At 63.4% G+C, this 24,928-nt stretch carries 22 protein-coding genes; 5 read left to right on the forward strand and 17 right to left on the reverse strand.

The window, feature by feature from the left end; all coding sequences use genetic code 11:
- Positions 1–36 precede the first annotated feature (36 nt).
- The 6 genes from LWF01_RS16025 to LWF01_RS16050 all read right to left on the reverse strand — a co-directional run bounded on the left by LWF01_RS16025 (position 37) and on the right by LWF01_RS16050 (position 6,495).
- Positions 37–1,176, reverse strand: a complete 1,140-nt coding sequence (locus LWF01_RS16025; RefSeq protein WP_349638369.1) for a branched-chain amino acid ABC transporter substrate-binding protein — start codon at positions 1,174–1,176, stop codon at positions 37–39.
- Between the two features lie 263 nt (positions 1,177–1,439).
- On the reverse strand, positions 1,440–2,441 hold the full coding sequence (locus LWF01_RS16030; RefSeq protein ID WP_349638370.1) for a proline racemase family protein: 1,002 nt from the start codon (positions 2,439–2,441) through the stop codon (positions 1,440–1,442).
- A 6-nt stretch (positions 2,442–2,447) separates the two neighbouring features.
- Positions 2,448–3,341 (reverse strand): dihydrodipicolinate synthase family protein, encoded by an 894-nt coding sequence (locus LWF01_RS16035; RefSeq protein ID WP_349638371.1) that lies wholly within the window; start codon positions 3,339–3,341, stop codon positions 2,448–2,450.
- Positions 3,342–3,447: 106 nt separating this feature from the next.
- A complete protein-coding gene (locus LWF01_RS16040) occupies positions 3,448–4,980 on the reverse strand; it encodes an FAD/NAD(P)-dependent oxidoreductase (protein WP_349638372.1) in 1,533 nt (510 codons plus the stop codon).
- A complete protein-coding gene (locus LWF01_RS16045) occupies positions 4,964–5,233 on the reverse strand; it encodes a (2Fe-2S)-binding protein (RefSeq protein WP_349638373.1) in 270 nt (89 codons plus the stop codon). The genes LWF01_RS16040 and LWF01_RS16045 overlap by 17 nt, the downstream gene beginning before the upstream one ends.
- Positions 5,230–6,495 carry an NAD(P)/FAD-dependent oxidoreductase gene (locus LWF01_RS16050; protein WP_349638374.1) on the reverse strand — a complete coding sequence of 422 codons (1,266 nt, stop codon included), beginning with the start codon at positions 6,493–6,495 and terminating at the stop codon, positions 5,230–5,232. The genes LWF01_RS16045 and LWF01_RS16050 overlap by 4 nt, the downstream gene beginning before the upstream one ends.
- A gap of 140 nt (positions 6,496–6,635) precedes the next feature.
- Between LWF01_RS16050 and LWF01_RS16055 the strand changes: the two genes are divergently transcribed.
- Positions 6,636–8,216, forward strand: a complete 1,581-nt coding sequence (locus LWF01_RS16055; protein ID WP_349638375.1) for an aldehyde dehydrogenase (NADP(+)) — start codon at positions 6,636–6,638, stop codon at positions 8,214–8,216.
- A gap of 114 nt (positions 8,217–8,330) precedes the next feature.
- Here LWF01_RS16055 and LWF01_RS16060 read toward each other — a convergent pair whose 3' ends face one another.
- Both LWF01_RS16060 and LWF01_RS16065 read right to left on the reverse strand, forming a co-directional pair.
- The gene (locus LWF01_RS16060; RefSeq protein WP_349638376.1) at positions 8,331–9,239 is read right to left on the reverse strand and encodes an NADP-dependent oxidoreductase; all 909 of its coding nucleotides are present in this window, start codon (positions 9,237–9,239) and stop codon (positions 8,331–8,333) included.
- A 55-nt stretch (positions 9,240–9,294) separates the two neighbouring features.
- A complete protein-coding gene (locus LWF01_RS16065; protein WP_349638377.1) occupies positions 9,295–10,401 on the reverse strand; it encodes an Lrp/AsnC family transcriptional regulator in 1,107 nt (368 codons plus the stop codon).
- A 141-nt stretch (positions 10,402–10,542) separates the two neighbouring features.
- Between LWF01_RS16065 and LWF01_RS16070 the strand changes: the two genes are divergently transcribed.
- Together LWF01_RS16070 and LWF01_RS16075 are read left to right on the forward strand one after the other, a co-directional pair.
- Complete coding sequence (locus LWF01_RS16070; RefSeq protein WP_349638378.1) at positions 10,543–11,847, forward strand: MFS transporter; 1,305 nt, start codon at positions 10,543–10,545, stop codon at positions 11,845–11,847.
- A 57-nt stretch (positions 11,848–11,904) separates the two neighbouring features.
- Positions 11,905–13,407 carry a M81 family metallopeptidase gene (locus LWF01_RS16075; protein WP_349638379.1) on the forward strand — a complete coding sequence of 501 codons (1,503 nt, stop codon included), beginning with the start codon at positions 11,905–11,907 and terminating at the stop codon, positions 13,405–13,407.
- A gap of 58 nt (positions 13,408–13,465) precedes the next feature.
- Here LWF01_RS16075 and LWF01_RS16080 read toward each other — a convergent pair whose 3' ends face one another.
- The 3 genes from LWF01_RS16080 to LWF01_RS16090 all read right to left on the reverse strand — a co-directional run bounded on the left by LWF01_RS16080 (position 13,466) and on the right by LWF01_RS16090 (position 15,017).
- Complete coding sequence (locus LWF01_RS16080) at positions 13,466–13,903, reverse strand: pyrimidine dimer DNA glycosylase/endonuclease V (RefSeq protein WP_349638380.1); 438 nt, start codon at positions 13,901–13,903, stop codon at positions 13,466–13,468.
- A gap of 84 nt (positions 13,904–13,987) precedes the next feature.
- Positions 13,988–14,440 carry an SRPBCC family protein gene (locus tag LWF01_RS16085; RefSeq protein WP_349638381.1) on the reverse strand — a complete coding sequence of 151 codons (453 nt, stop codon included), beginning with the start codon at positions 14,438–14,440 and terminating at the stop codon, positions 13,988–13,990.
- Complete coding sequence (locus tag LWF01_RS16090; protein WP_349638382.1) at positions 14,409–15,017, reverse strand: MarR family winged helix-turn-helix transcriptional regulator; 609 nt, start codon at positions 15,015–15,017, stop codon at positions 14,409–14,411. The genes LWF01_RS16085 and LWF01_RS16090 overlap by 32 nt, the downstream gene beginning before the upstream one ends.
- Positions 15,018–15,333: 316 nt before the next feature.
- Here LWF01_RS16090 and LWF01_RS16095 point away from each other — a divergent pair, with 316 nt between their 5' ends.
- Positions 15,334–17,136, forward strand: coding sequence for a DUF222 domain-containing protein (locus tag LWF01_RS16095; protein ID WP_349638383.1), 1,803 nt, complete (start codon positions 15,334–15,336; stop codon positions 17,134–17,136).
- A 163-nt stretch (positions 17,137–17,299) separates the two neighbouring features.
- Positions 17,300–17,530 (forward strand): hypothetical protein, encoded by a 231-nt coding sequence (locus LWF01_RS16100; RefSeq protein WP_349638384.1) that lies wholly within the window; start codon positions 17,300–17,302, stop codon positions 17,528–17,530.
- Between the two features lie 49 nt (positions 17,531–17,579).
- Here LWF01_RS16100 and LWF01_RS16105 read toward each other — a convergent pair whose 3' ends face one another.
- From LWF01_RS16105 to LWF01_RS16130, 6 genes are all read right to left on the reverse strand, one after another.
- Entirely contained in the window at positions 17,580–18,386 is an 807-nt protein-coding gene (locus LWF01_RS16105; RefSeq protein WP_349638385.1) for an ABC transporter ATP-binding protein, read from the reverse strand.
- Positions 18,383–20,380, reverse strand: coding sequence for a dipeptide/oligopeptide/nickel ABC transporter permease/ATP-binding protein (locus LWF01_RS16110; protein ID WP_349638386.1), 1,998 nt, complete (start codon positions 20,378–20,380; stop codon positions 18,383–18,385). Before LWF01_RS16110 ends, LWF01_RS16105 begins: the two co-directional genes overlap by 4 nt.
- Entirely contained in the window at positions 20,377–21,390 is a 1,014-nt protein-coding gene (locus LWF01_RS16115) for an ABC transporter permease (protein WP_349638387.1), read from the reverse strand. The genes LWF01_RS16110 and LWF01_RS16115 overlap by 4 nt, the downstream gene beginning before the upstream one ends.
- 15 nt (positions 21,391–21,405) lie before the next feature.
- Entirely contained in the window at positions 21,406–22,998 is a 1,593-nt protein-coding gene (locus tag LWF01_RS16120) for an ABC transporter substrate-binding protein (RefSeq protein WP_349638388.1), read from the reverse strand.
- Positions 22,999–23,183: 185 nt separating this feature from the next.
- Positions 23,184–24,029: a M55 family metallopeptidase gene (locus LWF01_RS16125; protein ID WP_349638389.1), complete on the reverse strand. Its 846-nt coding sequence runs from the start codon at positions 24,027–24,029 to the stop codon at positions 23,184–23,186.
- Positions 24,026–24,925 (reverse strand): serine hydrolase, encoded by a 900-nt coding sequence (locus LWF01_RS16130; protein ID WP_349638390.1) that lies wholly within the window; start codon positions 24,923–24,925, stop codon positions 24,026–24,028. Before LWF01_RS16130 ends, LWF01_RS16125 begins: the two co-directional genes overlap by 4 nt.
- Between the last annotated feature and the right edge of the window lie 3 nt (positions 24,926–24,928).

A 24,928-nucleotide genomic window follows, 5' to 3' on the forward strand; every position in this document is an offset into this window, starting at 1 on the left:
GGATCGTTTCTCGATCGGGCCCTCCCGGTAGGTGAATTACTTCTTCAGTACGAGCTTGTCGTCCTTGACAACGAGAATCTCGAAGCCGCCGGCTGACAGCGTGTGTTCCGGCGTGAACTTCAGCGGCCCGGAGAAGACTTCGAAGCCGTCGATGGCCTCGAGTGCCTTGGTGATGTCCTCACCCTTGGTCGACTTCGCGTTCTTGATCGCTTCCGCGGCAATCCGAACCGCGTCGTACGACTGGGTGGAGTACGGCCCTGGATCGGCGTTGAACTTCTTCTTGTAGTTGTCGACCCAGGCCTGGTCGCCGATGGTCTCGGGGGTCTGCGTCATGGTGGCAAGCACACCCTGAGCGTTGTCCTGACCGGCGATCTCGATCAGTTGCTTGTCCACGGACCCATCGGCGACCATGATCTTGCCGTCGTAACCGGCCTCGCGGAACTGCTTGATCAGTAGTCCGCCTTCCTGGTAGTAGCCGGTCCAGTAGACGAAGTCCGGCTTTGCCTTCACCGCTGAAGTGACGGCTGCGGAGTAGTCGGATTCGCCTGCGGTGATCGACTGCTTGTTCACGACCTTCGTGCTGCCGTCAGCTTCGATGCTCTCGGCGGTCTTGGTGGTGATGTCCTTCGAGTACGAGGTGTTGTCGTCGATCAGCGCAACCGACTTCGAGCCTTCGGCCTTGATTTCCTCGACAGCCCTTTCCGCCTGCTGAGAACCGGTGCCGTTGACCAGGAAGACGTTGGGCAGCTTCTGGTCGACCAGGTCGTTCGAATTAGCTGCTGGAATCAGCATCGGGATGCCGGCCTTGTCGAAGATCGATAGCGTCGGCAGGGTCGCACTGGAGCAGTAGCCGCCGACCGAGGCGGTAATACCCTCCGTGACCAGTTTCGAGGCGCCGGCCGCGGCGGTCTTCGGGTCGCAGGCTTCGTCCTCGACGATGAGTTCGAGCTGCCGGCCGTCGACGCCGCCCTTCTCGTTGATCTCATCGATCGCGAGTTGCGCGCCATTCTTCATATAGGGGCCGATCGCGGCCGATGAGCCCGAGGTCGGGGTGAGCATGCCGAGCTTGATCGGGCCCGAGTCGTCGGCTTCGCCGCCCGAGTCGGCGGTGAGGCCTCCGCCGCCACAGGCACTCAGCCCCAGGACCAGGGCAGCCGCAGCAGCCAGCTGCGTCATCCGTACGCTTCTTCTGAACATCATGGTGTACTCCGCTTCTTTGCAGGGGTATCGGACTTCATTTCAGGACTATCGACGCTCATTCGCGCCGATACAGCGCTGTGTGACATTGCACTAAGTTAACGCCGGTGACGTGCTGGTTCTAGTCTGAGTCGGTCTCTCGTAGTCAAAACTTAATAATTACGTGCGCCGCGAGGTACACACCGGGAACGACCTGTCACGGCATCGATCCATTACGAATCGACCCGTCACAGATCGGCCCGTCACAGCAGGAAGCCGGCCGGAAACGGATCCTCGGGATCGAGCATGTACTGCGCCGTCCCGGTGATCCAGGCCCGCCCGGTCACGGTCGGCACCACGGCATCGAAGGCGCCGACCGTGGTGCGGCCAACCAGCCGGCCGGTGAACTGGCTGCCGATGAACGATTCGTTGACGAAGTCCGTCTCCAGCTCGAGTTGACCCCGCGCGGCTAGTTGCGCCATCCGGGCGCTGGTCCCGGTGCCGCAAGGCGAACGGTCGAACCAGCCAGGATGAATCGCCATCGCATGCCTGGAATGCCGTGCCGTCGACCCCGGTGCCTCTAGATAGACGTGATGACATTCGTTGATCTCGGGATTCTCCGGATGCCGGACCGGATTCTGCTCGTTGATTGCGGCCATGATGCTTAAGCCCGCATCGAGCATCTGCCCCTTGTTTGCCCGATCGAAGCCGATGCCCAGGTCCTCGAGCTTGACGAAGGCGTAGAAGTTCCCGCCGTAGGCGATGTCGTAACCGACCGAACCGAATCCATCGACGTCTACCCGCTGGTCGAGCGTGTAGACGAACGAGGGCACGTTCCGGATAGTGACCGACTTCGCAGCGCCATTCTCGACCCGCACCCGGGCCTCGACCAGGCCGGCCGGGGTATCGAGCCGGATCAGCGTCTCCGGTTCCCGCACCTCGACCATCCCGGTCTCCACCAGCACGGTTGCCACGCCGATCGTTCCGTGGCCGCACATCGGCAGACATCCCGACACCTCGATGTACAGCACGCCGAAATCGGCGTCCGGCCTGGTTGGCGGCTGCAGGATCGCACCCGACATCGAGGAGTGGCCCCGGGGTTCGTACATCAGCAGCGTGCGAAGGTGATCAGAGTCGGCGAGGAAGTTCTGCCGCTTCTCGGACATCGACGCACCCGGCAAAACCCCGACACCGCCCGTGATCACCCGGGTGGGCATTCCTTCGGTGTGCGAATCCACCGCGTGATAAACGACTTGGGAGCGCATGGCAGGTTAGTTTAGCCCTGCGTCGATGCAGGCCTGAGTGGCCTCGCGGACGATCTTCTCGGTTTCGGCAGTCAGCGGCTGGCGAGGCGGGCGGCAGACACCGGCGAAGTGACCGATCATTTCCTGTCCAAGCTTGATCGCCTGGATGAATTCGGTCTTCGAATCCCAGCGCAGCACCGGATGCATCTGGCGGTACAGCGGCAAGGCCTTCTCCAGATCACCAGCTATCGCGGCATTGTAGAGTTCGATGCTTGCCTTCGGGAACACCTGCGGGTAGCCGGAGACCCAGCCCTTGGCGCCGGCTATGGCGACCTCGAGCACGGTGTCGTCGGTGCCGATCATCAGGTCGAGTTCGGGAGCGAGCTCGCTGACTTCGTAGCAGCGGCGTACATCTCCGGAGAACTCCTTGACCCCGACGATGAATCCCTCGTGCGCCAGCTTGGCGAGCAACTGCGGAGTCAGGTCGACCTTGGTGTCGATCGGGTTGTTGTAGGCGGTCACCGCAAGGCCGACGCTTGCGATCAGCTCGAAGTGCTGCAGGATCGACCGCTCGTCTGCACGGTAGGAGTTCGGCGGCAACGCCATCACGGCCTCGCAGCCGGCGTCCTTGGCGAACTGGGCGTGCCGCTTCGACTCGAGTCCACTGTAGGCGCCGACTCCCGGCATCACCGAGAACCCAGCCGGCGCTGCTTCGACGGCGGTCCGCACGACCCGGTCACGCTCTTCGACGGTCAAGGACTGGTACTCGCCGAGCGAGCCGTTGGGCGTCACGCCGTCGCAACCCTGTTCAGCTAGCCAGGCGATGTTGTTGGAATATGCGTCGAAGTTGACGCTGAAATCTTCGTTGAACGGCAGGCTCGTCGCTACCAGTACTCCGTGCCAGGGCTTCTTGTCCGCCACGCTATGCTCCTTCGGATAATCGGGTCTCAAGGCGGGAAAGCTGGGTTCACCTTCTCTCGCTTGTGCAATATTACATAACACTGTGCCAAAAGCGCCAGAAGTATTTTTACTCGGTTGCCGCCAGCGCTCCCAGCCGGACCGGCACCGCGACCGAACGCCCGGCAGCGGACGGCGTCATCGGCTCACCGTTGAGTTCGGCAGCCAGGCAGTCCGCAGCGAAACCGCAGATCCGGCCCTGGCACCACCCCATTCCGGCCCGGGTCAGCTGCTTGATCTGCCGGGAATCGCGGGCGCCGTGCGCTTCGCAGGCTGCCACCACGGCCGAATAGGGAACCTCTTCGCAGCGACAGATCGTGGTATCTGCCCGCAACGCCTGACTCCAGCCGGCCGGCACCGGATGTGCCGTATGCATGGCGACGGCGAACCGGCGCAGCCGCGCGATCTCTGCGCGGATCTGGCGCTCACGTCGCGTCGCCACCACCGGCGGCAGACCAAGGCTGCGGCACACGGCCTCGCCTGCCAGCTGACCCTCGCGCACCGCGAGCTGCGATCCGCCGACGCCGCACAGCTCACCGGCGGCGAAAACGACGGAAACACTGGTCATTTGCTCGGCATCCACACTGACAACCATCGAGCGGTCAATGTCGGCGCGCAGCTCACAGCCCAACGCCACGGCAAGGTCGAGCTGCGGGGTGAATCCCCAGCCGACGCCGACCGCATCGACCGCAACCCTCCGTCTGCCTCCCGGCCGGATAGCGCCGCCGCGGCTGAGCCGGGCCACCGTGACCGCCTCAACTCGATCGGTGCCATGCGCTTCGACGATCATTGTTTGCGACCGGTAGGGCACCCGGTGCCGGACGAAACTCGCGGCATAGTGCGCGCCTTCGATGAGCTTGGCCGGATTCGAGGCCAGCTCGCGCAGGTGACGACTCCAGTTAGTGACCGGCGCGGATTCGAAGACGCCGACGACGTCCGCACCGCGTTCGGCCAACCCCGCTGCGACCGGGAGCAGAAACGGCCCGGTTCCACCTATGGCGATCCGCGCTCCGGCGCTGACGGCGTTGGCCTTCAGCAGAGCCTGCAGGCCGCCGGCAGTCATCACGCCCGGCAGATCCCAGCCTGGAAACGGCAGCTGGCGATCGAAGGCGCCGGTGGCAAGGATGAGTCGGCGACTCAGAACGATCCGTTCGACATCGTTGCCCGGACCGGCCGAACGATCCACCATCCGGATACTGAGGATGCCGTCCCGGCTAATCGTCCAGACGTGATGGTTCTGGAAGAGCGCGAGCTGCCCGGTGGCTTCGGCGGCGCGCAGCGTCGCGCGCAACTGGTGGAAGGTGTCCAGGTCATGGTGCAGCGAGGCGGTTTCCCGTTCCGTCAATGGCATGGCGCGAGTCGCCTTTTCGTGATCGGCGCCATCCGCCGGTCCGTTGCTGGCGCCATCCGCCGGTCGTTCCGCTTCGTCGTCCCGTCGCGGCCCGCCCGCGTCCACCGGCGCGGGTTGCCGCCAGAACTGGCCGCCGAGCGCCGAGCCGGCGTCGATGAGGGCGATCCGCAAGCCACCCCGAACCGCGGTGGCCGCCGCGGCCAATCCGGCGGGACCGGCACCGATCACGGCAAGATCAAACGGCTTGGTCATCGCGGCCGGTTCCTTCCTGACTCTGCACAGACATCCCGTTGCGGGCCGGCACAAGGCAGGCGCGCTCATTCGGTTGGCCGTCAACGATCAGCAGGCAGTCGAAGCACACCCCGATGCCGCAGAAGAGTCCCCTGGGTTTCCCGGCATTCCGGGTTGAACGCCAGCTGACCGTGCCATCGGCCATCAACGCACCGCCAATTGTCTGACCGGGTCGGAACGGCACGTCCCTGTCGTCGAAGCTGAATGTAGTCACTGATTAGCCTCCTTGGCTTGGCCGGCTGTGATCGTCTGCGCGATTGCGGCAGCAGTTGGAGCGTCCGGAAGCAGCGGAGCCTCCGCCTGCGCCGTCGCGACAGCAGTCTCCGGATCGAACCGATCCGGTCGGAACGCCACATAATCAACTCCCGACTCCCGAGCGCTCTGCTGATGTGCACCACCGAGAATCTGCTGGGTAATCGCATACCCGGTTGCCGGAGCCAGGCCAATTCCGGCACCCTCGTGCCCACAGGCGTGATAAACGCCCGGCGTGCGGAGGTCGGCGCCGATAACGGGAAGGTGGTCCGGGCAATAGGGCCGGAATCCGTGGTAGACCCGCAACAGGTTGATCTGCGCGAGCATCGGGAACAGTGCTATTGCCTGCCGGGAGAGGGTAGCCACGATGTCGGCCCGAAGAGATGAGTCGAATCCCACCCGCTCCCGGCTGGCGCCGATCAGCACGGTGCCGCCCTGGGTTCCTTCGACCACGCATGATGTCTGCAACCCTGCTGTCGACGCGGCGACATTGGCGACGTAGTCCGCCGAATAGACCTTGTGGTTGACCACCTTCGGCAAGGGCTCGGTGATGAGCACGAACCCGCGCCTCGGCAACACCGGAACGGGAGCGCCCAGCGCCTCGGACACGGTACCGCCCCAGGTCCCGGCGGCATTGACGACAATGTCGGCAGCTATGTCGCCACGATTCGTGCGAACCGCGGCAACCGCGCCGGAGCCATCGGTCTTCACTCCGAGCATTTCAGTCGCACCGAGGTAGCGGACGCCGCGATTGCGGGCGGCAGCAAGCATCTGGTTCGCCGCCAGCACCGGCTGAACCTGCATGTCTTCGGGATAGAACACGCCGCCCGGCAGCTCGGGATTCAGATGCGGCTCGAGGTCGAGCATGCTGGTTCGCGGCTCGACGGCGATCCCGGCTCGGGACTGCGCCTGGGCGAATTCGTTCAGCGGATCGAGCGAGGCGGCAGAAGTCGCCACGACCAGGCCGCCCTTCTCTTCCAGCTCGATCGTTTCGCGGCCGAGTTCGGCGCCGATTTCGAGCCATAGCGAGCGACTGAGCTTCATCAGCTCGAGTTCGGCGCCCGCACCCTTGTCGGAGACCAGCAAGTTGCCCTCGCAGCGACTGGTCGTGCCGGAGCCAGGCTGCCCACGGTCGATCACCGTGACATCGAACCGTTCTTTCGACAAGTAATAGGCACAGGCGGCACCAATAATGCCGGCGCCGACGATGACGATCTTTGTCACCGAAACGTCCTCCTCATGCTGTGTCGCCGGTTCGAGTCCAGCGTGCTGAAAACCCGAGCGTAGTGCAATGTTACATAGCGCAGTTTCGATGTGAAACACTCATCGGGTACCTCATCATCGTCGATTTGAAGGAAGTACCCATGACAATCAACGGTCATTCACTCATCGCCGGTCAGTCAGTTCCCGGCACTGAGGGCTCGACGCAGGCGGTCGACCCCGCCACCGGCAAGTCGCTCGACCCCGGTTTTTCTTTCATCTCCGCCGACCAGCTTGATGCCGCGGCCGCCGCGGCCGCAGAAGCTTTCGACAGCTACCGAGCCACCACGCCCAAAGAACGCGCGGAGTTCCTGGAACGAATTGCCGACAACATCGAGGCCCGCGCGGAGCAGATCACCGAACGCGGCGTCGCCGAGACCGGCCTGCCAGCCGCCCGGCTCGAGGGCGAGCGCGGGCGCACCACCGGCCAACTGCGCCTCTTCGCCCAGACCGTCCGAGCCGGTGACCATCAGGAGGTTCGGGTGGACCCCGCTCAGCCGGATCGTCAGCCGGCCCCCCGCCCCGACATCCGTCAGCGCCAGATTCCGGTCGGGCCGGTTGCCGTTTTCGGTGCCTCGAACTTTCCGTTGGCGTTTTCAACCGCCGGTGGCGATACCGCATCCGCACTTGCCGCCGGGTGCCCCGTGATCGTCAAGGCTCATAACGCACATCCCGGCACGGCCGAACTCGTGGGCCAGGCGATAACGGAGGCAGTTCAGGCGAGCGGTCTGCCGGCCGGCACCTTCTCGCTGATCTATGGTTCCGGCAAGACCGTCGGCCAGGCACTGGTATCCGATCCGCGGATCAAGGCGGTCGGCTTCACCGGCTCACAGGCCGGCGGCACCGCGCTGATGAAAACCGCCGCCGCCAGACCGGAGCCGATTCCGGTGTATGCCGAGATGTCGTCGATCAATCCGGTCTTCCTGCTGTCCGGCGCGCTAGCCTCCGATGCCGAAAAACTTGGCGCGGATTTCGTCGGATCACTCACCATGGGGTCGGGCCAGTTCTGCACCAATCCCGGCCTGGTATTCGTGCCGAATGGCGCGGATGGCGACCGCTTCGTTTCCGCGGCAGTCTCAACCGTTGGAGTGACTGCGGGCCAGACCATGTTGACGCCCGGAATCGCCGCCGCTTGCGCAGCGGGGATCGATCGACTTGGCGGAATCAATGGTGTCTCACTGATTGCCGAAGGCACGCCGGGCGATACCGAGAACGCGCCAAGTCCAACCTTGTTCGAGACTGAGCTCGATGTGTTCGCCAACGAAATCGAACTACAGGAGGAGGTATTCGGCTCGGCGTCGCTCATCGTGCGCTACGACTCCGTGGACGAACTGGTGACCGCAGTTTCGGCGATCCAGGGCCAGCTCACCGCCACCCTGCACGTCACGGACCAGGATGCAGCCATCGCCGAGCGGCTACTGCCCGTGCTCGAACGTCGAGTCGGCCGCATCCTGTTCAATGGCTGGCCGACCGGAGTCGAGGTGAATCATGCCATGGTGCACGGCGGGCCTTTCCCCGCCACCTCTGATCCACGGACCACCTCCGTCGGCACGCTGGCAATCTATCGGTTCCAGCGTCCGGTCGCCTACCAGAACATGCCGGCATCGCTGATGCCGCCGGCCGTCTCTGACCAGAACCCGTGGGGTCTCCGACGCCGGGTCGATGGGGAGCCCCGCCAGGACTAAGCGCCACCGGCGAAACGGTCCGCTTTCTGCTTTATTCCGTCCGCTTTTCCAGCTGCCGGAGCGAGAAAGCGGACCGTTTCGCGTTTACCCGGCCGGCTCGCCGCATTTGCCCGGCTAGCTCACCGTGAGGATGTACTTGCCGAGCACATGCCCTTCTTCACTTTTGGCATGCGCGGTCTGAGTGTCTTCGAGCGGGAAAGTTTCTGCGACCGGCAGCGTGAACTTTCCTTGCTCGAAGAGCGCCGCGGCATCTGCCCGTCCCTCGGGCGCTCGTCCCTCTCCACCGGAGGTGAACCGCACGCCGTGCCTGGCCGCATCCGCGTCGGCGATGGTGATCACCGCATCGGGACTCCCGGTGATCTGGATAAGCTCGGGGAGAGTTCCGGAGCCGACAGCGTCGAAGGCGACATCGACACCCCGTGGTGCGATCTCATTCACCCGATCGACCAGCCCTTCGCCGTAGCTGACCGGTATTGCGCCAAGGGACCGAAGGAACTCATGATTCCGCTCGCTCGCCGTTCCGATCACCATGAGCCCATCGGCCAGCGCGAACTGCACGGCGGCCAGGCCGACCCCGCCTGCGGCACCGTTGACGATCAGAGTCTGACCGGAACGGGCCGGCAGCAGATTCAATGCGCGGCGCGCCGTTTCGGCCGGCATCGGAAAGCCTGCCGCTTCCTCGAATGAGAGTCCGGCGGGTTTTTCCACCCAGTCCGAAAGAACGGCAAACTCGGCCGCTGCGCCGGAAACAGCGTGGCCGAAAACCTCATCGCCAGGGACAACGGAGTCGACGCCATCACCGATTTCATCGACGACGCCGGCGGCATCCATCCCGACTCCGGCCGGTGTCTCAAGCGGATGGCCGGCCGCCATCACGCCGGAGCGTATCTTCCAGTCGATGGGATTGACCCCGGCGGCGCGCACCGCGATTCGGACCTGCCCGGCCGCAGGATGCGGTTCCTCTGTCTCGACGACCTTCAGGACCTCCGGTCCCCCGTACTGAGCAAACTTGACTGCCTTCATCACATTCTCCTCGCCGGTGCTTCTGCTGATCTGCGGTACGCGCGATCTATCCGAATCAACTGGACGAGCTGCGGCCGTATTCCGGGAAGCCCGGCGAGGGCGGTGGGCGTTCGTTTTTGTCAGGTCTGCCGCGGTCGACAGGGACAGACCAGCCGTCTGACCCAGCCCAGGGATCGACCGGTATGGCGCGCTCACAGCGGCCAAGTTGATCAAGAATCCGTCCATACACCTTGACCTGCCGGGTAATCAGTCGACGGTCCAGGATGGAAGCGGATGGATACCTGGTCCGCACCCGGCGGAAGACCGTCTGCAGATGTTCCATTGACCGGACACCGACGATAAGCAGCAGATTCGCCGGGCTCGTCACCTCTGCACAAAAACGGGTTTCCTTCCACCCGCCGATGGCCGAACCTATGGAAGCGATCTCGTCGTCCGGAACCTGGAGCTGAACTACAGCACCCAGCGGATACCCGAAGACCGGGCGAGCGATATCGCACCGGAACCCGATTTCGCCTGCGCGGGAGAGACGATTGATCCTACGTTTGATCGCGTACTCAGATTTGCCAAGCGATGCGGCGAGTTCGGTGAATGATCGTCTGCCATCCAGAGCCAACGCCAGAAACACTGCTCGATCTTCTATTCCGAGCAATGGCGTCGCTGCCCGCAATTGGTCGGCATCATCCTTTACGTACCTGGTCATCTGTGGCGAGATCACGCCCTCGCGCCAAAGGACACCGCCCAACATGCTTCCGAAAGCGTGCACCCGCGAACGGAGAATGCGAGGGTCGTCGGGTATCGCCCGAGCCAGGGCATTATGTATCGAGGCCAGATCAGTGGTCAGCAGTATGCCGTGCACCTTGAATTCGCCGGTTGAGACGCCGACCGTGATGACCTCCGGCCGTTCGGCCAGCAGCATCGCAATCGCTTCCTCACTGCCGTGGCTGCATTCGAGCTCGATCACCGCGCCCTGCGAAGCCTGTGCAGTCAGCGAGATACTCGACCATGCCAGCCGATCATTGGTCAGACGTTCCCACCTCCGCGCCAGCGTCACGGTGGAGGCATCGACGACGCGCGCGACGACGGACCAGCTGGCCCTGGCATTGAGCTGCAGGGCATCCACCAGTTCGATGTCTCTCTCGTCGGGATGTGTGGATTGCAACATAGCTACAACTTAGGCTAATTCACCCTGTTTTTGTCCTAGATTTCTCGGTTGGTACGCCATTTTCCTGCATTTAGCCGACACTTCGTCAAACCGATCATAGGGTCATACCAGGTTTCACACGACGAGGCATAAGGGCGCCAGATGACAATCGACAAAGCTGTCAAAGGAACGAACGCAGCAACCGAGCGACTGTACCGAAAGGTGACTCGGCGAATTCTGCCGCTGTTGCTGATCTGCTACATCTTTGCGTACCTCGACCGGGTCAACATCGGATTCGCCAAGCTCGAGATGGCGAAAGACATCGGCCTGTCCGAGGCGGCCTACGGCCTGGGAGCCGGACTGTTCTTCCTCGGCTATGTCATCTTCGAGGTGCCCAGCAACCTGCTGCTGCAGAAGATCGGGACGAAGAAGACAATTTTCCGGATCATGATCCTGTGGGGCGCGACGTCTGCATCGATGATGTTCGTGAAGAACGAGACTGCTTTCTACATTGTCCGTTTCCTGCTGGGCATCTTCGAAGCCGGCTTCGCACCCGGCATCATCTTCTACTTGACCTACTGGTATTCGACCAAGAAGATGGCCGGCGCCATGGCTATCATCATGCTGGCCGGTCCGATCGGTTCGATGTTCGGCGGCCCCGTTTCCGGCTTCATCATCGGTCGCCTGCACGTCGTCGGTGGCCTCGCGGGCTGGCAATGGATGTTCCTCCTCGAAGGGATCCCCTGCATCATCCTGGCATTCCTGGTCTGGAAGTTCCTCGATGACGGTCCCGACAAGGCGACATGGCTAACGCCAGAGGAGAAGCAGATCATCGCTGCCGAGGTCCGCAGCAAAGACGCTGAAGGCAGCCACAGTTTCGCCGCGGCGCTTCGCGATCCCGTGATCTACCTGATGGCGATCGGCTATTTTTCGTTGATCAGCGGCATCTACGCGGTGAGCTTCTGGTTGCCGACCATACTGTCTGAGAATGGCGTCACTGACATCACCACCATCGGACTGTACTCGGCGGTCCCGTACATCTTCGCCATCATCTTCATGATCTGGATTGCCAAGCGATCAGATGCAAAAGGCGAACGTACATGGCACGTGATCATCCCCGCTATCCTCGCCGGTCTCGGCCTGACTGCCGCTGCCCTCCTACACGACCAGTTCTTTGTCTCCTTCGCCGCGATCATCCTGGCCACAACCGGTCTGTGGGTTTCCTACACAGTGTTCTGGGCCATGCCGTCCGAGCGGCTCAAGGGGACTGCCGCAGCCGGCGGCATCGCCCTGATCAACAGCATTGGCCTGCTGGGAGGCTTCGTCAGCCCCTACGTGATCGGACTGATCAAGGAATCTACCGGCAGCACCCAGGCGGGCCTGATGACGATGGTCGGCTTCCTGCTAATCGGCGTGATTTCCCTGTTCATATCGCAGCTACCAGCGCTGAAACACCGGATATCGTGATTCCGGCCTGGCAGGCGACACCAGCAGCACCGAAGACCCCTGAAAGGCCTTAAAACCATGCGCATTCTGATCGCGGGATTCCTGCACGAGACGAACACCTTTGCCCAACGACCTGCTGACTACGAGAACTTCGTCAACGGCGAAGGGTTTCCGGCCCTGCGTCGAGGCGAGGAGCTCTTTGAACTGGCGGCGGTCAACATCCCGCTCGGCGGGTTCATCAAGGCGATGGACGAGAGATCGCACGAGCTGATCCCGGTCTTGTGGTGCGCGGCATCTCCTTCGGCGCCAGTCACCTCAAGGGCCTTCGAGCTACTGGTCGGCGAAATCACCCAGGGGTGCCGGGACCACGCGCCGGACGCCGTGTACCTGGACCTGCATGGCGCAATGGTGACCGACGACTACGACGATGCGGAGGGCGAGGTTCTTCGACGGGTTAGGAGCATTGTCGGTCCCGATGTCCCGATCGTCGTGAGCCTGGATCTGCACGCAAACATGAGCAGCACGATGTTCGAGATAGCCGACGCGATGACGGCCTACCGCACCTATCCGCATGTGGACATGGCTGAGACAGGCAAAAGAAGCGTTGAGCTGCTGGAACGGTTACATCGTGGCGAAGAACTGCACTGCGCATGGCGTCGAATTCCCTTCCTGATCCCGATTAACGCCGGAAGCACAAACTTGGAACCAGCACGAGGCATCTATGCAACACTGGACGGCCCGCTGACCGACGGATACGACCTGTCGTTCGGCGCGGGGTTCCCGGCCGCCGATATCCCGGATTGCTCACCGGTCGTCTGGGGATACGGTCCAGACGCTCAACGATTGGACGCCTTCGTAGACGAACTTGCTGCGCGGGTGGCACGCCACGAGGGCGACTTTGTGCCTGAACTCCTGAGCCCGGATGGCGCCATGCAGCGCGCAAGCGAGTTGCTTGCTTCCGGAACTCGGCCGATCGTGATCGCCGATACTCAGGATAATCCCGGCGCCGGCGGTGAGGCGACAACCACCGGGATGCTCAGATCCCTCTTGAAACACAACATCGCAAAATCGGTACTCGGGGCAATCTGCGATCCCACGGTGGCAGCACATGCGCACGAGGTTGGGGTCGGCGCGACGATGACGGCGCGCTTCCCCGGTTCGCCGTATAGCGGGGACGCGCCCCTGGAACACGAGTTCACCGTAGCCGAACTCTCGGACGGGTACTGCCGGTTCGACGGTCCTATGATGCACGGAAACGAGCTGCACCTGGGCCCAAGCGCGCTATTGCTCAGCCGAGAGGTTGGCGTTGTCGTGACGACGCGGAAGGCGCAAATCATGGACCGCAATCAGTTCGCAATGGTCGGCGTTTCGCCCGAAGCGCAGAACGTTGTGGTGGTCAAGAGCTCCGTGCATTTCCGCGGCGACTTCCAACCTATTGCCGGAGCCGTGCTGGTTGCCCAGGCTCCCGGTCCGATGGCGGCGAACCCGGCCGATTTGAGCTGGACACGACTGGCTGAGGGAGTCCGGGTCGGGCCACTCGGGCAAGAGTTCCACCGGTCGGTCGAACTGAGCGGTTCATAAGCAAAGTTCTGCCGCTCCGGCGGAGCTCACGATCGCGAATTCCCCGCCGGCGCTGAGTTCACTCCTGCACTCGCTCCCAGCTGGAGACCGGGCCAGGGATTGTGGTGAAAAGCGGATGCGGGGCCGGGCTGGCTTCGTCGACCCAGCGCCTGGCGACGTCGGGGCTCCGCGTGTTGAGCTTGGCCAGAAGATGGGACCATTCATAGCCCAGTTGGCCTGAGGTAACCGGGATCAGCGGGCCAGGTTGCGGTTGCCGATTGATCTTCCCGCGGTCGAAACGATAGCCGCGGCTGTCCGCCTCATCTGCGATGCCGGCTAAATAGCTCGCGACGGCGGCGGCCGGCTCGGCCTGAGCCCTGAACCGTTCCAGCTGCGGGTGGTTGCTGTAACCGCCTGCCGGCTTCGCGAGCACCGATTGCGCAAGCAGTGCCTCCCGCCAGCATGCGGTGAGTGCCTGGCGATCGAAGTAGCGGGGATGTACGGACCAAAGCCTCATGATCGCGATCCAGCCTGGCCCGCGGAGCGGGATGCGGTGAGGGCCGCGGACCACCGGCCCGCGACCCTCACCATAGGAAAGCCACTAGCCAACGTGGCCGCGCCATCCACCATTTTGATTGGCTGGATCCTCGACGAAGTCCTTAAAACTGGCAAGGTCCTTCTTAATCGCGCGATCGTCGACTCCGAAGGCGGCACCCAGCTTTTCCAGCGCGCCTTCCGCCGCCCAGTCGAGCTGCACGGTCACCCTGGTCGTTGCATCACTGAGCTTGTGAAATGTCACGACACCGGCGTGGTTCTCTTCGCCGCCGATGCTGTTCCAGGCAACGCGCTCGTCGGGGTTCTGCTCGGTTATCTCAGCATCGAACTCACGCTCGGCGCCTGCGATTTTCACCTTCCAGTGTGTGTGCGTGTCGTCGATCTGGGTGACCGATTCAACGAAGTTGAGAAAGTGGGGAAATGATTCGAACTGGGTCCACTGGTTGTAGGCAACGCTGACCGGGACGTCAACGTCGATTGTTTCGATGACTTGTGTCATTTCGTGTTCCTTTCGATCCGGGCGATTCCGTGCCAAGCGGCACGGTCGGGGGCAGCGTGCCGGGCGCTGCTACCTCTTTGGGAGCGTCAACTGCGGCGCTCAACAGATTCAGGAAGTTGATCACGGTTTCCTGCTGGTCACGGGTCAGGTTCTCCGCGACGGCAAGCATCCGTTCATGCATGGAGCTGAGGGTTTTCCGCACCTCGAGATGGGCGGCCGGCGTGACGTGCAGCAGCTGCGCCCGATGATCATTGGGGTTAACTTCGCGGCGAAGGTGCCCCGAGCCAACCAGACGCGCAAGTAGCTTCGCGGTAGCCGCAGACGAAATTCCAAGTAAGCGTGCCAGGTCCTTTGGAGCGATTGCACGTCCGCTCGGTTCGGCCGAGATCAGGTGACGCAGAGCGCGCAGGTCGCTTTCATTCATGTCCATCTCGACTCTGAGACGTTCACGCATTGCGGAGTCGGCAGCGTGGAAGCGGCGCAATGCCCGGAGCACCAAGACGGCAGGTTCGGCGGCGCCGTCCCTATCGGCATACCAATAGCTGGTCGGCACCCGATCGCTCTCCCTGGCAACCATGGCTCGATGGTATCGCAGATTTAGCTAACTCGGTTAGCTAAATCATCGTCCAGGCTGTCAGATGCCGAGACGAAGGCTGCGCAGCTTGCGATTCTGAGCCGGCCTGGACGGCGGGAGCTGAAAACCCCGGGCTACGACGCGGCAGAAGTTGAACAGCCGTCCCGGCCAGGCTCCCGTAAAGCAGAGTCCGAATGTCCCCGCCTTATAGCCGGGGGCCGCGGCGAAGAGCTGACTTCGAAGACAAGCTGTAACTGTCAATCGCTGCTTGAGTCGCAGCCATCGAGTGACTGTCAGTGCTGGGTGGGAGCATGGGGTTATGGAAAGCAATGGTGCTTCGCATAACCGCAGGGATGACAGTCGTCCGGCGGTTGATGGCGTCGGCTCGGCGCCGCTCGGCGTTGCTGCCAGTGATGTCACCGTTGATGAGTGTTGGTTGCTGGTCGAGGGTGCGGTGGCTGAGGCCGTGTCTGGGGTGGTGAGCGCGGATTCGCTGAGACTGTTGCGGAGCGTGTTGGACCGCTCCCTGGCCTGTGACTTCGGTGAGTACGTCGTCTTGTTGGAGCGGCTCGATGAGGCGGAGGACCTGCCGGAGGAACTCCGGGTCGACGTGATCCGGGCCTGGGAACGCGTGTCCGCCAGCGCCCGGGCCCGCCAGGACGACCAGCTGGCGGACCACCGGGCGAACGCCGCTGCTGCCGCGGCCCGGGTGTACCGCGCCCAACCGGCAGGGAGTACCCGGCCTGGGGTGGAGGAGTTGGAGCGGTTCGCCCGGATGGAAGTCACCGCCGCCCTGAAATGGACCGATGGGCACGCTAAACGCCGGATCGATCAGGCGTCCCGGGTGATCGACCGGCTGCCGAGTACGCACGTCCTGCACCGTGCCGCGGTGCTCAGTTCAAGCCAGGTCGCGGTGCTGGATGAGAACTCGAAAGACTTCGACGCCTATCAGGCGTCGGCGTTCGAGATGTGGCTGCTACCGAAAATCCCGGAACTCACCGTAGCGAAAACCCGGCGCCTCGCGGCACGGTATTGCGCGAATCTGTGCCCGGAGATCCTCAGCGACCGACACGAACAGGCCCTCACGAGACGGTGCGTGAAGAAGCAGGCGTGTCCGGACGGGATGGCGATCCTGGAAGCCTATTTGCCCGCGGATGCCGCGGAAATCGTGTACAACTGCCTGACCACATTCGCCCACACCGGCCCGCCGGAGACCACAGTGTCGCAACGGCGTGCCGATGCCCTGGTCGACCTCGCCCTGGCCGGTCTCGCCGGCTACACCGAACCCGCCGGCAGAGCACTAACCACCACCTTGAACGTCACCATCCCCGCCACCCTGCTAGCCCAAACCCTGGACGACCTCGCCGCCCGCGAAGGTGGCGATAGGACAGGTGTTGGCTCTGGCGGGGCTGGAAGTGGCGACGATCAGAAGGGTGCCGTGGGAGGTCGGCCGGACGACGGCATGACGGGCAGCGGCAATGACGCGCATTCAACTGCGGGAGGCGCGACCGCCAGCGGCAGCGCAGCCGGTGCGAGTGGTACCTCTAGCAGCAGCTCGGATGTTCCTGCCGGCGATTTTACTGGGGCTGACGCTTCCAGGAACGCAATCTCGACCGGCCCACCCACCGGGGAGCGGCCGGCTAGTGACGAGGAACCAGCCGGTGCGGCGATCCTGGCCGGATACGGCGTGATCCCACCAATACTCGCAGTCAGACTCGCTGCGGACGCCACCTGGCGGCGGATCATCACCGACCCCATCAACGGAACCGTCCTCCACATCGACAGCAGCGAGTACCGTCCGCCCGAAGAACTCAAACGCTACGTGATCGCCCGCAGCCAACACTGCATCTTCATCGGCTGCACCGTCCCGGCACACAAATGCGACCTGGACCATACTGTTCCGTTTCCGGTGGGCCGGACCACCGCAGCGAACATGGGCCCGCTCTCGCGCGGGCATCACCGGCTAAAAACATTCGGACAATGGAAACTCGAACAGCCAGACAACGGTGTCTTCCGCTGGACCGACCCACACCACCGGCAATACTGGGTCACCCCAGAACCACTGGAAAGCGAACCCCTCCACGACCTCAACCTCGCGCTGCCAGACGTCCCACCCTTCTGACAACCGAAACCGAGACGCGCCCCGATCTGATAACCGAAAACGAGGCCGCAAGGCGATTCAATCGATCGAATCAGCACCTTGATCAGGTAGGTGTCGGACCGGCTACCGTAGAGAGTCCTAACGGCGCGGTCAACGCTCCGGCTACCCGAGATCGTGAGGACGAGTGCTGGGATTCAACACCATCGAAGTGCTGCTGACGATCTTGTGGGCTCTCGGCGCTGTGGCCGCCCTCGCCAGCCTCTTCAAGGGCAGCTCGCGCTGGACAAATATTGGCACGGTCCTGATCGCCTTTGTCGTCCCAGTCCTGGGGTCGCTCTGGGCCATCAGCTACGCGGTCACGGTCTTCGCGCGAACCCGACGCTCACGGGAATTGAAGCGCCCGCAGACCCACTAGTAAGGCAATGCCACTCGTCGGGAAAGGCTGCTCCCCGGACCGTCTCCCCTCACCGCGAGTCCGCCGGAAACAGCGGCACGCCAATCTGCGGCACCGCCGCCAATAGTCGCTTGGTGTACTCGTGCTGTGGATCTTCCAGCACGTCCAGCACGTGGCCCTCTTCGACGATTTCGCCATGCAGCATCACGGCCACCCGTTCACAGACATGCCGCACGACGGCCAGGTTATGGCTGATGAACAGCACCGTCAGTTGCAGCGCTTCCTGCAGCTCCCTGAGCAGATTCAGCACCGAACCCTGCACCGAGACATCGAGCGCCGACGTAATCTCATCCGCCAGCAGGACATCAGGGCCAGCCGCCAATGCGCGGGCGATAGCCACCCGTTGCCGCTGGCCGCCGGAAAGAGCTCCCGGGAGGCGGTGGGCGTAGTCAGGGTCGAGGTTGACCGTTTCCAGCAGCCGGGCGATCTCGGTGTCGCGGTCTACGACAGGCCGCGGCCGCTGTCTCCGCCGGCGGTCCAGGGCGGTTAACGACTCATCAACGGACTGGCCGACTGTTCGCCTTGGGTCAAGGCATGACTGCGGATCCTGAAAGATCATTTGGATACGCTGGCGCTGGCGGGCAGCAACGCCTCGCGCATGGGTGACCGGCGATCCGTCGAGCAGGATGTCGCCACTGCTTGGCTCCACCAGCCCGACTGCCGCACGGGCGAGCGTCGACTTCCCCGAGCCAGACTCGCCAACCAGGCCAAGGATCCCACCCTCAGGCACCACCAGGCTCACCCGCCGGACGGCGTCAAATGAACTGGAACCGTGTCCGAAGGTGACGGTCACATCGCTGAACTCCAGGCTGCTCACGAAACCACCCGCTCCGAAGTCGTCGCCGAGGGAGACGTCCCGTCAGCCGCCGAGTTCCCGTCTGCCGCCGAGGGCGCGTCCGAGGACGGCGGCGAGGTCTCGCCCGATATAGCGTCCGGGCTCGAATCGTCGCCGAACGACTGGCCTTCCGGTATCGTCATCAGCGGTCGGCTGCGATCGCTGTCCATCGCCGGAACCGACGCGAGCAGCGCCTGGGTATATGGATGCCGCGCCTTGCCGGCAACGAGATCGGCCACCAAAATGGTTTCAACGATCCGGCCCCGGTACATCACCAGGACCCGCGAGCACAGCGCCGTGACCACCGCGATGTCGTGCGAGATCAGTAACACGGCGGTGTCGTTGTCGTCCCGGATCACCTTGAGCAGTCTCAGGACCTCCTTTTGAACCGTCACGTCAAGGGCCGTAGTGGGCTCGTCGGCAATCACCAGCGCAGGGTTCCCCATCAACCCCATCGCGATCATTGCTCGCTGCCGCATGCCGCCAGAAAACTCGTGCGGGTACTGGCCGGCCCGCCGCTCCGAATCGGGGATCCGAACCGCCGCAAGCCGATCCTGGGCTCGTTGCATCGCGGACTTCCGGCTCAGGTCTTCGTGCAGCACTCCGATTTCCGCGACCTGACTGCCCACTTTCAGCGCCGGGTTGAGCGACGACATCGGGTCCTGGAACACCATGGCAAGCCTGGTGCCGAGTTGCCGGGCGAGCTTCCGATTCTTGGCCGGTATTCGCAATTTGCCATTCCGGACCAGCTCCGTGCCATCGAAGCGAATCTGATCGGCGGTGACCTCCAGCGGTTCCTCAACCAGCCCGGCGACCGACATCACGCTCAGGCTCTTGCCCGAGCCCGATTCCCCCACCAACCCGACAATCTCGCCACGGTCGACATGGAATGAAATGCCCTTGACCGGGTAGTGCCAGGCGCCCTTCTCCGGAGCGGCAACTCTGAGATTTCGCACCCGGAGCACGGCCTGCTCGGCTTCTGCCGCAGCGCCGAGGCCGTCTGTCGAAACACCACCCACATCGCCGCCCCCGGCAGTGCCACCCGCGACGCTACCGCTCTGGCCGCCCCCATCCCCGGCATCGCCCAGTCTGCGACCGCCACGGCGGCTCCGGCCAAGAACCGACCGGGAACTTGCCCCGGTCAGCGACTTGGCCAGCACCTCGCCGAGCAGGGTGAAGATCAGACCGGACACGATGATGGCGATGCCGGGCACCAGCGCGGACGTGGGGCTGACAAAGATCCGGTCCACTCCCTCACTCAGCATTCGGCCCCAGTCGTAGCCGGGCACCTGTACGCCGAGGCCGAGGAACGATAATCCTGCGAACGACACCAGGCAGACACCAGCGCTGATACTCGCATTGACGATCAGCGGATCGCGGATGTTCGGCAGGATGTGGCGCAGCATAATCGACGGCCGGGACACGCCAAGCACCTTGGCCGCGGCAATGAAGTCCCGACCGGATACCGAGGCGCTGAGCGTGTAGGTAAGCCGGGCGTAGTTGGGCACCATCGCGAATCCGATGGCGAGCACCGCACCGATGGCGCTCTGACCGAGAATGACCGAGAGTCCGATGGCGAGCAGCAAAGCGGGAAACGCCACCGCGATATTGATCAGCGAGACGACCAGCCGGCCTAACCGCGGACGCAGCAATGTCGGCAGGCAGCCGAGGAAAATACCCGCGGTCACCCCGATCGCCGTCGCCGCCAACGCCATCGATACCGACAGCCGGGTGGCGACAAGGGTACGTAGCAGAATGTCGCGCCCGCCGGCATCCGTGCCGAAGATATGTTGCGCACTGGGCCCCTGCGAAATCTGGATTGGGTCCGAGTGCGATGCCGCCGCACCCCACAACGGCGGGGCGGCGATGGCAAGCGCGAGCAGCGCCAGGAAGCTGACCGCCGTCAGGAGTCCGAGCGGGGTTCGCAGCGCCAGCAGCAATCGTTGCCGTGTCGTCAGGGTCCGGGTCACGCTCATCCCTCCTTCAGCGCCGAGCGAGGATCGATCAGAATCAGGATGATGTCGATCAGCAGGTTGATCAGCAGGATCACCGCGCCGTAGAAGATCACGATCACCTGGACCAGCGGATAGTCCTTGCCCTGGATCGACTGCACGATCGTCATGCCGAGGCCCGGCCAGGCAAAGATGTTCTCGACCAGCACCGTTCCGGCGATCATTCCGCCGAGCAGCAAACCGGCGATCGTCAAGGTCGAGGTCATCAGATTGGGCAGCACGTGTTTCAGGTAGAGCCGCCAGGCCGGCATCCGCTTCGCTCTCGCCGTCCGGACATAATCGTTATCCAGCACGGTCAGGGTTTCCGCCCGGACAATTCTGGACAGCGCCGCGGCGCTCCCGATTGCCAGAGCAGCTACCGGCAGAACGTACGAAGCCGGCCCGCTCCGTCCGGCGACCGGAAGCAGCTGGGACGAGACCGAGAACAGATACACCAGCACGACGCCGAGCAGGAATTCCGGTATCACGGCCAGAACCCCGGTGGACGAGGTGTAGGCGAGCTCGACACCGCGCCGACGTCCTCCGCGGGTCAGCGCGCCGGCGATAAGTCCGGACGGAATTGCGACAACCAGGACCACGCCGACCGCCAACCCCGCAAGTTCGAGAGTTGCCGGCAGCCGGCTCGCCATCACGTCGGTCACCGGAATGCGCAAGGCGATCGATTCACCCAAATCGCCCGTGAAGAGACCACGCCAGAACTGCAGGTACTGCAGCCAGAGCGGGAGGTTCAGCCCGAGTTCCTCCCGCCGCTGCTCAACAAGTTCGGCCGGAGCATTCGGACCGGCCGATGCCTGGGCAGGATCACCTGGAATCAGCTGAACCATCAGGAAGGCGGCCGTCACCAGCACGATGACCGAGACAACGAAGTGCCCCAGCCGGCGCCCGGCGTACGCGAACCATGGGTTCCGGGTCAACGGCTTGGATCCGGCGGGCTTCGGCGGCACGGGCCGTGCCGCCAGGATCGGATTGGTCATCTGATCCGCTGCCCCTTATTCCCTGACCCGCACGGAGATCCCGCCAATGTGGTTCTTCAGGGCGAGCTCCGCGCCGTTGAAATACGTCACCTGATCCTGCGCGGCGTAGGGGATAGTGTCCGCCTTCTCGTACAGGGCCTGTTCGGCCGCCTGCCAGGTGTCGCAGGAGGCCTCGCCGGCAATCTTCCCGGCCTCGGCGATCTTGGCGTTGTAGACCTTGTTATCGATCCCACCGGCATTACGGCCACCGGGCGGCAGATCGCCGGTGTTCCACGGGATCATAATGCTGGGCAGCCAGGCGTTGACGGTGGATGACGCCAGATCGAAGCTACCGAGATTCTCCTTGGTGTACAGGTGGTCGAGCAGGTAGTTGCTGTCGCCGCCGTCCAGCTTGATGTTGACGCCGATCTCCTTGAGCTGCTGTTTGACCAGTTCCATCGCGGCCGACTTCGCATCGGAATCCTCGCTGTACAGCAGGGTCAAATCGAGCGACTTTCCGTCCTTCTCCCGCACGCCGTTCGATCCGACGGTCCAGCCGGCATCATCGAGTAGCGCCTTCGCGGCATCGACGTCGTGGGCGGGAACGGCATCCTTCGTGGCGTCGTACTCGCACGGGTTCGGCCGCATCGTGGCCAGACGCTCTGCCCGGTAGCCCTTGCCCGCGGTGATCACCTTGGTGAGGGCATCGAGGTCAAGGGCTTTCGTCAGGGCGACGCGCACCCGCTGGTCAGCCGTCGGCTTGTCCTTGAGCTGGCTGAAGTAGAACTGACCGATGATCAGCGACAGGGTCCGCTCGGCGGTTGTCTTCTCGGCAACCCGGTCCTCGTCCGGCCCCTTGACCGTTGCGGCGTTCAGTTCGCCGGACAACAGCAGGTTTGCCGAGGTGCTGACGTTTTCGACAACCCGCACCACCACCTCTTTGGGAGCACCCTCAGTTGTGGAGGAATTACCCCCTTCGGGCGCCCAGGTGTAGCCGTCGCGCCGGGTCAGCGTGTAGTGATCGTTTGGCACCGCCTCGGTCAGTTCGTACATTCCGGTTCCGTTCGAAGCCTTCGCCACGCTGTCGGGATCGTCGAGCGCCGACTGGCACAGGATCTCCAGCGCACCGGTCTGGGTTAGCAGGAAGGACGTCGGTTCCTTGACGCTGACCGTGACGGTTCCGGCCTGATCATCGAATTCGGCAGTGGCATCGGGTGGTACCAGCACGCCGTTGATCGCTGACTTGTTCTGCGGATCGGTTATCCAGTTGAAGTTGTTCGCCACAATTTCCGGCGTGAGCTTCGAGCCGTCCTGACAGGTCACGCCGTCCTTCAGCGTGTATTTCACCGAGGTAGGCGTCACTTCCCAGGATTCGGCCAGCCAGGACTTCGGCTCGCCCGTCTCGCCATCGAAGTACACAAGATTGTCGTACAGGAACGGAGTAATTTCCCGGGCGGCGTCGGAAGTGGTCATGAACGGGCTGAGCGTACCCGGATCGGCATCGAGGCCGTATGTGAAAACACCGTCGGTGGCGTACGGCGCAGCGGCTCCACTGCCGCCACCGCCTGAACATCCGGAAAGCACCAGAACGCCTGCGGTCGCGATTGCTGCAATCTTCTTGAGTTCCATCAGTTCTCCCGATACTTGATGTCGTCCCAGGCTTTGCGGGCCATGCCCGGCCCAATCTCAGCTTCACATCCGACAGGAATGAAAAGCATTGGCACGTTCAACCAAACATCGATGCACCTATTGGCCTAACCGACAATCCAGGTAATCGACGTACCCCTTCGCTGAACGGACGCCTCGGCAAGCCCTCACCTCCTGGTGATCATCGACTGTCGGGCGGCGACTGCCGAAGCCGACAGCTGGTACAAGACAGTAATCATGCCCAGCAGCTCCGCCGGATCAGACACTTCCCGTCGGATCGTGCGGATGGCGGTTCGCTCTGCGCCGGGAATGGCTTCCGCCAGCTCGGCTGCCGTCTCGTTCGGTAGATCCACCTCGAGCACAAGCCAATCAGGCAGCGTCGGAGGGGTCAGCTCCTCTGCGTTCCGAACCGCCTCGGCGGCAGCGGCCGTGATCAGTGCCCGCGCCTGCCCGGGAGACACGGAATTCGCCGCAGACCAGCCCAGGGAATGTTTGACAACTACCGTGCCGGTGCCCGGGAACTCCCGATGAACAAGGCTCGCGGTGACGTCGTCGCCCACGACTAGGCCGAGCGGGACGCCGACGGCCGCGAGCTGTAAGGCGTTCACCTCGGCTTCGGAGACCTGCCGCCCGTTGACCCTGACCTGGCCAAAATGTGCCGAAAAAGTGTGGGCCAGCACACCCGGACCGCCGGCCGGAGCGTGGTAACCGATGAATAGCGCGACGTCATGATCGGCGGTGATGCCCTCGGCCATACAGTCCAGCTTCGGTGTACCGAAGATCAGTCGCGCCCTGGCATCCAGCCGCTCATGCAACAGGTTGTCCATCGTGCCGTGACTGTCATTCACCAGCACCTCGGTGGCACCAGCGTCGAACGCTCCCTGGATGGCGGCATTCGCCTCTGCCGTCATCAGCTCCTGAGCCCTTGGATAGCCGAATCCACCGCGGGCGATCTGATCCAGCGTGGCCACCCCGGCAACGCCTTCCATGTCCACCGAAATGTATACCTTCACGACTCACCTCGGAGCTGGTCCACGGCTGCTCGGCCAAGTTGGCCGATGGCGGCATCCGCACGGGGATTTCGTGGCTCTTCACTTGCCTCCCGCAGAAAGACCGCAACCGCGTACCGGCCGCCATCCGGATACTCGACGACTCCGGCCTCGTTGCGAACGTAGGTCAGCGTCCCGGTCTTGCCGCTGACTGTTATTCGTGAATCCGGAAACCCGGACCTCAGCCGGTGTGGCCAGACCTGCAGTCCGAGGATCCTGCGCACCTCAGCGCACGCCTCCGGCCGCAGCACCTGGTTGCGCCAGATCGCGGACAGCAACTGCGTCGTCTCTCGCGGCGTCGTCCGGTTCGTTGCCTCGGGGGTCACAACGCTCATGCTCTGCAAACGTTCACGCAGCGCCTCGCCGGGATGTGCCCATGCCGGATCGCCAACCGGCACCCCGGTCTCGTCCAGCATGCTCTGGAACAGCCCGGCGCAGTCGGCGACCAGAACGGTTTTCGACAGGCCGAACCCGCAGGTCGTCGCGTTGATCGCGTCGATTCCCACCATCCGCATCAGGATGTCCGTTGCCCGGTTGTCGCTGACCGACATCATCAGATACGCCAGGTCGCGAAGTGACACCGAGATGTCGTCGCGCATGACTGAAAGCCCGGCGTCGCCATCGGTCCGCATGAAGTCGCCCGCGATATGCACGCTCTGCGTCGCGCTGAGCGAACCATCGGCGATTCGCCGGCAGACTTCGATCAGCACCGGCAACTTGAATATGCTGGCCGCGACTACCAGTTCATCGGACCTGTTTCCGCAGTCGGCGCCGGTATCGATGTCGACCGCGTGCACGTACCCGGTGACTCCTGCCTCCGCCTCGATGGCACTGGATCTGTCCCGAAAGCTGTCCGACATTCT

The sequence above is a fragment of the Saxibacter everestensis genome (assembly GCF_025787225.1).
Classification (GTDB): domain Bacteria; phylum Actinomycetota; class Actinomycetes; order Actinomycetales; family Brevibacteriaceae; genus Saxibacter; species Saxibacter everestensis.